4 protein-coding genes are annotated in these 6,068 nt (G+C 71.5%); 3 read left to right on the plus strand and 1 reads right to left on the minus strand.

Going from position 1 to position 6,068, the window contains the following annotated elements; all coding sequences use genetic code 11:
- The first annotated feature begins 66 nt into the window (after positions 1-66).
- The 3 genes from ACXVUM_RS02340 to ACXVUM_RS02350 all read left to right on the plus strand — a co-directional run bounded on the left by ACXVUM_RS02340 (position 67) and on the right by ACXVUM_RS02350 (position 4,499).
- Positions 67-1,560 (plus strand): sugar transferase, encoded by a 1,494-nt coding sequence (locus ACXVUM_RS02340; protein ID WP_458520265.1) that lies wholly within the window; start codon positions 67-69, stop codon positions 1,558-1,560.
- Positions 1,561-1,664: 104 nt separating this feature from the next.
- Positions 1,665-3,182: a hypothetical protein gene (locus ACXVUM_RS02345; RefSeq protein ID WP_458520266.1), complete on the plus strand. Its 1,518-nt coding sequence runs from the start codon at positions 1,665-1,667 to the stop codon at positions 3,180-3,182.
- 42 nt (positions 3,183-3,224) lie between these two features.
- Entirely contained in the window at positions 3,225-4,499 is a 1,275-nt protein-coding gene (locus ACXVUM_RS02350) for a competence/damage-inducible protein A (protein ID WP_458520267.1), read from the plus strand.
- Here the strand turns inward: ACXVUM_RS02350 and ACXVUM_RS02355 are convergent.
- Complete coding sequence (locus tag ACXVUM_RS02355) at positions 4,489-5,823, minus strand: condensation domain-containing protein (RefSeq protein WP_458520268.1); 1,335 nt, start codon at positions 5,821-5,823, stop codon at positions 4,489-4,491. The two genes, ACXVUM_RS02350 and ACXVUM_RS02355, sit on opposite strands and share 11 nt — an antisense overlap.
- Positions 5,824-6,068: the final 245 nt, after the last annotated feature.

The raw sequence follows: 6,068 nt of genomic DNA on the forward strand, positions 1-6,068 counted from the left end.
CCAATTCGCATGTGACAATTCACTAGTCTGGATGCCATGACGGGCAACGAGAACTGAGCTCTGCCGATGGCTCTGCAGACCACACCGCCGGTCGCGTCGGCGCTCCCGCGCGACGTCACCGGCGAACCGCGGTCGGCTCTGCTGCACCGGACCCGCACCGACCCGGGCCACTCGCTCATCACCGTCGCCGTCGATGTCCTCGCCGCCGTCATCGCCGTGGCGATCGGGCTGACCTGGGCGAGCGCGACGCAACCCCAGACGCCGTCCGCGTGGGCCGTGTGGCTGTTCGTGCCCGCCGTCGTCATGACGCTCGCGCTGCAGCAGATGTACCGCAAACAGATGCGACGCAACTTCCTCGACGAGTTCGGACCCCTCCACACCGCCCTCGCGCTGGCCGTCGTCGTCACCCTCGGGTTCATCGTCCTGGTCCTCGGCTCGAGCGGACGGCCCGGCGTGACGCTGACCAGGGTGTGGGTGGCCGCCGCCGTGCTGCTCACCGTCGGCCGGTTCATCCGTGTGGTGATCCAACGCGATCTGCGTGTGCGCCGGGGGTCACTCGCCCCCACCCTGGTGGTCGGCGACGGCCCGATCGCACACCAGCTGATCACCCGCATGCAGGAGATGCCCGAGTACGGGCTGCGGCCCGTCGGGATCCTCGCCGCATCACCGCTGCACATCGCCGGTGGCGGCGACGTCGGGGACGTCACCTCCCCCGAGATCCCGCGTCTCGGTCCGCCCCGGATGATCGCCGACGCGATCGCGGCATCGCACGCCGAGGAGGTCGTGGTCGCCGCCGACGACGTGGACGACGACCAGTTGGCGCGCGTCGTCCGCGCCGCACACCGTCGCGGCGTCCGGGCCTGGGTGCTGCCGCGCGCACACGATGCTGTCGGTGCGCGGGCCCGCGTCGACCATCTCGGGGGTGTCCCGCTGCTCATCCTCCCGAGGGTCAACCCCCGCAGTTGGCAGTTCGCGGTGAAGCACGGGTTCGACCGCCTCGCCGGGGCGGTCGGTCTGCTGCTGATCTCCCCGCTGTTCCTCACCCTCATGCTGGCGGTGCGGCTCAGTTCGCCCGGCCCGATCTTCTTCTCCCAGCAGCGGGTCGGCCGCAACGGCAAGGTGTTCGGGTGCCTGAAGTTCCGGTCGATGCGACCGGCCACCGAGGCCGACGCGGCGTTCGAGCTCAGGGCCGGCGCGGCACCGGGCGGCGTGGAGGGCGTCGACCGGCGGACGACGATCGGCAAGATCATGCGGTCGACGTCGATGGACGAACTGCCGCAACTGATCAACGTGGTGCGCGGTGACATGAGCCTGGTCGGCCCGCGCCCCGAACGGCCCGAGTTCGTCGAACTGTTCGAGATGCAGATCCGCCGCTACGGCGAACGGCACCGCGTGAAGGCCGGGGTGACCGGCTGGGCACAGGTCCACGGGCTCCGCGGGCAGACCTCCATCGCCGACCGCGCCGAATGGGACAACTACTACATCGAGAACTGGTCCCTCGCGCTGGATCTGAAGATCCTCGCCCTCACCGTGCTGACCGTGTTCCACCGGGCCGAATAGAAGCCTGTCGCACCGTCGGTGACGGCGGTACGCTCGGGTCCGGCGCGCAGGACGCCACCGGGTCCGCGGAGAGGGCTGAGCCCACCTGCACAGGTGCTCGAGCCATGCCCGTCGTCACCTCTTCTCGCCCCGTCACGCGGACCACGGGGACGCGAGAGGAGATCGCGGTGGCGACCCTTCCCGAACGACCCGACATCGACTGGCTCCGCCGTCAGGCCCGAGACCTGCACCGCGGGGTGCGTCGTGGCGATCCCGCGGCGCTGCGTCAGGCGTCGATCCCCACCGCCGACAGCGACTTCCGGCTCGCCGACGCCCACCGTGTCCTCGCCCGCGCCCACGGCTTCGCCAGTTGGCCGCGCCTGCAGTCGCATGTCCGCGCAATCGCCGGCCGCACATGGAACCCGAGCGCGCAGCACGACGACGAGCCCCCGGCACACCGATTCGTACGCGGGGTCTGCGAGACCTGGACCGGCACAGCGCCCGATCCGGTCGCTGCGCGGCAACTCCTCCGATCGCACCCCGAGATCGCGGGTGATCCGACGGTCGCCGCCGTCACGGGCGACACCGCGGCGCTCCGCGAGCACCTCCGCACCCACGACCCCGACGAGGCGTGCGGGCCGTTCGGGTGGTCGCTGTTGATGTACGTGGCCTACTCGCGGTGGCCGGTGCCCGGATCCGCTGGCCGCGAGACCACCGCGTCACTCCTCGACGCCGGAGCCGATCCGGATGACGGCCGCCACTTCTCCGGACACGCAACGCCGTTCACCGTCCTGACCGGACTTCTCGGCGGCGGCGAGAACGGCGAATCGCCACACCCGCATCACGTGGACCTCGCGCGGATGCTCCTCGATGCGGGTGCCGAACCCACCGATCCGCAGCTGCTCTACAACCGCATGTTCGACGTCGACGACACCCACCTCCGTCTGCTGTTCCCGTTCGGACTGGGCACCGGCGAGGGCGGCCCCTGGCGTCGCCGACTGCCCGACCTGATCGCGCCTCCCGAGGTCCTCGTCCGACAACACCTGGCGTGGGCGGTCGTCCACGGGATGGCGGCGCGCGTCACCCTCCTCGCCGACCACGGTGTCGACGTCCTGACGGCGCTGCCCGACGGCCCCGGACCGCTGCGCGGGGGTGGCACACCGATCGCCGTCGCGGCCCGCAACGGCCACCGCGGTCTCGTCGATCTCCTGCGGACACGCGGTGCCGAGGAACCCGACCTCGACGGCGTCGAGGCCCTCCTCGGCGCGATTCTCGCGGGCGACCGGGACGCCGTCGCCACCGTCGAGCCCACGGTCGGAGCGTCGGCGCGTCGGCGACACCCCGGATTCGCGGCATGGGCTGCGACGCGCGGTGTCGAGGCGGTCGCCGCCGCGCTCGACGCCGGGTTCGCCGTCGACGGCCTCGGTCGCGGCGACACCCCGGTCCAGCAGCCCTGGCAGACGGCCCTGCACACCGCGGTCGAACGCGACGACGCCGACCTCGTCGGCTGGCTGCTCGCGCGCGGCGCGGACCCGACGATCCGCGACGCCCGGTTCGGCGGCACCCCGCTGGACTGGTCACGCCACCTGGGACATCCGGCCTGCGAAGGTGCGCTTCTGTCCGGGCAGGAGCACGGCGGCTGACAGCTCCCGCGCGCCGCGACCTCCCGCGTAAGGTCGGTCCGTGTGAGTGCGCGCGCGGGAATCGTCGTCACGGGGACCGAGGTCCTCACCGGTCAGGTCTCCGATCGCAACGGGCCCTGGATCGCGACGCAGCTGCTGGACCTCGGGGTGGACGTCGCCCACATCATCGTCTGCGGTGACCGACCGGCGGACCTGCGGGCGGCGCTGCGTTTCCTGGCCGACGAACACGTCGACCTGATCGTCACCAGCGGTGGTCTCGGGCCCACTGCCGATGACCTCACGGTCGCGACCGTCGCGTCGTTCTGCGGTCTGGAACTGGTCCTCGACACCGACGTCGAGTCGCACATCGCCGACATCGTGCGGTCGTGGAGCCTCAAGCGCGGCGCCGACCCCGACCTCGACTCGGTGCGCGCGGCGACCCGGAAGCAGGCCATGGTCCCCGCCGGTGCAACCGTGATCGCGCCCGCGGGAACGGCGCCCGGGGTCGTCGTCCCCGCCGGCGACCGGACGCCGGTGGTGATGGTGCTCCCCGGCCCACCGCGCGAGTTGCAGCAGATGTGGCCGAGATCCGTCGGGGCCGACGACGTCGTCGCGGCGATCGCCGAACGGGTCGCGTCGGTGACCGAGACCATCCGCATGGTCGGCACCGCGGAATCCGAACTGGCCGAGACCCTCCGGGACGCCGAGGCGGAGGTCGACGGGTTCGACACCCTCGAGATCACCACCTGCCTGCGTCGCGGCGAGCTGGAGATGGTGACGCGGTTCGCTCCCCACGCCGACGACGCCTACCGTGCCGTCGCCGAACTCGTCGCCGAGCGCCACGGGGAGACGGTGTTCTCCACCGACGGTTCCACCGTCGACGACCAGGTGGCCCGGCTGCTGGCCGGGCACCGGGTGGGCACGGCCGAGTCGTGCACGGGCGGGATGATCGCCGCCCGACTCACCGACCGTGCCGGATCGTCGGAGTATGTGATGGGCGGCGTCGTCTCCTATGACAACTCCGCGAAGACCGGGCTGCTCGACGTCCCCGCCGAGACGATCGCCGAGCACGGCGCGGTGAGCGAGGAGGTCGCCGCCGCGATGGCCCGGGGAGCGCTGGCGCGTCTGGGCGCGGACATCGCGGTGTCCACCACCGGCATCGCGGGTCCCGGCGGCGGGAGCGACGAGAAGCCTGTCGGGACCGTCTGTTTCGGCGTCGCCCACGGCGACGGCACGGTGATCACCCGGCGCCTCGTGCTGCCCGGGGGCCGGGCCGACGTCCGCGAGCGGTCGGTGACCGTCGCGATGCATCTGCTCCGACGCGCACTCAGCGACTGACGAGCACTGCCTGCCGCGCGACGTCGGCGACTGTGCACCCGGGCGCGTCGAGCAGGGCGGCGAGCAGCCGGAGAAATCCCTCCAGGTGGGTGGCGATCTCGTCGCGGGCGTACATCGTCGAGTTGCCGTGCAGGTCGACGACGATCGGCAACCCGGCGCCCGCCTGATACAGGTTCACGCGTAGGTCCTGTAAGACCCCCGACGAGAGGATGTGATAGCTCACGTCGGCGCCGTCGAGCACCAGGGGCTTGTCGAAGAACACGAGGTTGACGATCGGGCCGAACGCGGTCACCCGGGGGTCGTCGATCCCGGCGGCCCGCGCGATGTCGACGAACGGGAAGCGTTGATGGCGAAGACATCCGGTCAGCTCGAGCGTCACCGCCTCGACGAGGGACGTGAGGGTGTGCGTGCCCACCGAGTCGACGCGGACGGGCAGCATGTTGGCGACCATGCCGCCGGCGCGTTTGATCTTCGCGGTGGCGCGACCGGTCACCGGCAGGGTCAGCACGATGTCGTCGCGGCCGGCCGCCGTCGAGAGATACGCGGTGAACGCCGCGGCGAGGACCGCCGCGGCCGACGCACCCAGATCGGTTGCCGCGGCGTCGACGCGAGCCTGCAGCCCGGCGTCCATCACGCGGCCGGCGACGATGTGATCTGCGGTGTAGCGCAGGGTGGGATCAGATCGCGACAGCGTCACCGGCGCAGGGAGATCCGTGACCTTCTCCCGCCAGTGGTCCTCGTCGACGGCGCGACGGGTGCCGGTCCGGTACCGCTCGTCGTCGGCGGAGACCTCGGCGAGGGTGGCCCGGGGCGCGACGACGTACTCCTCACCACGTACCGCCGCGTTGTAGCGGTCGACGCCCTCGTGCAGGCAGGTCAGGGCGGCGAACCCGTCGAACGCGATGTGGTGTCCACGCAGGTACCAGTAGGTGCGGTCGTCGGTGACGCGGATGAACGCCGAGATCGCCACCGCGTCACGGGTGACGTCCATGAGGGACTGGTGGTCGGCGGCCATCCAGGCGTCTGCGGCGGCGATCGGGTCCGGCTCACCACGCAGGTCGACGTCGACGACGTCGAACGGCAGGTCGAGGTCGACGTACTGGCGCGGCTCCCCGTCGACGACGGTGAAGCGCGAGTACGCGGTCTCGAGCAGTCTGGATCCCTCGCGGACCCCGATGCGGAACAGGTCGCGGTCGAAAGTGCGGTCGGTGTCACGGATGTCGAGGTAGTGCGCGACCGTCACCGAGTAGTCGTCCTGCAGGTGCTCCGCGTCCCACATGCCGCGCTGCGCGGCCGTCAGCCCGAAAAGCGTCCCTGCTGTCATGTGTCCGACCCCCCGATCGCATCCCCCGATGTCGGGGACGAGTGTAGCGGCCCCTCAACGCCTGCACCGACTCCCGACGTCGACTGGGCGATTCCCGACGTCGAGTGGGCGATTCCCGACGTCGAGTGGGCGATTCCCGACGTCGAGTGGGCGATTCCCGACGTCGAGTGGTGTCTCGGTGACCGCCTCCGCCCACTCGAACGGTCCGGCCGCCCAACAGACGGGCCCGGCCGCCCAACAGACGG

Source organism: Williamsia sp. SKLECPSW1 (assembly GCF_054332755.1).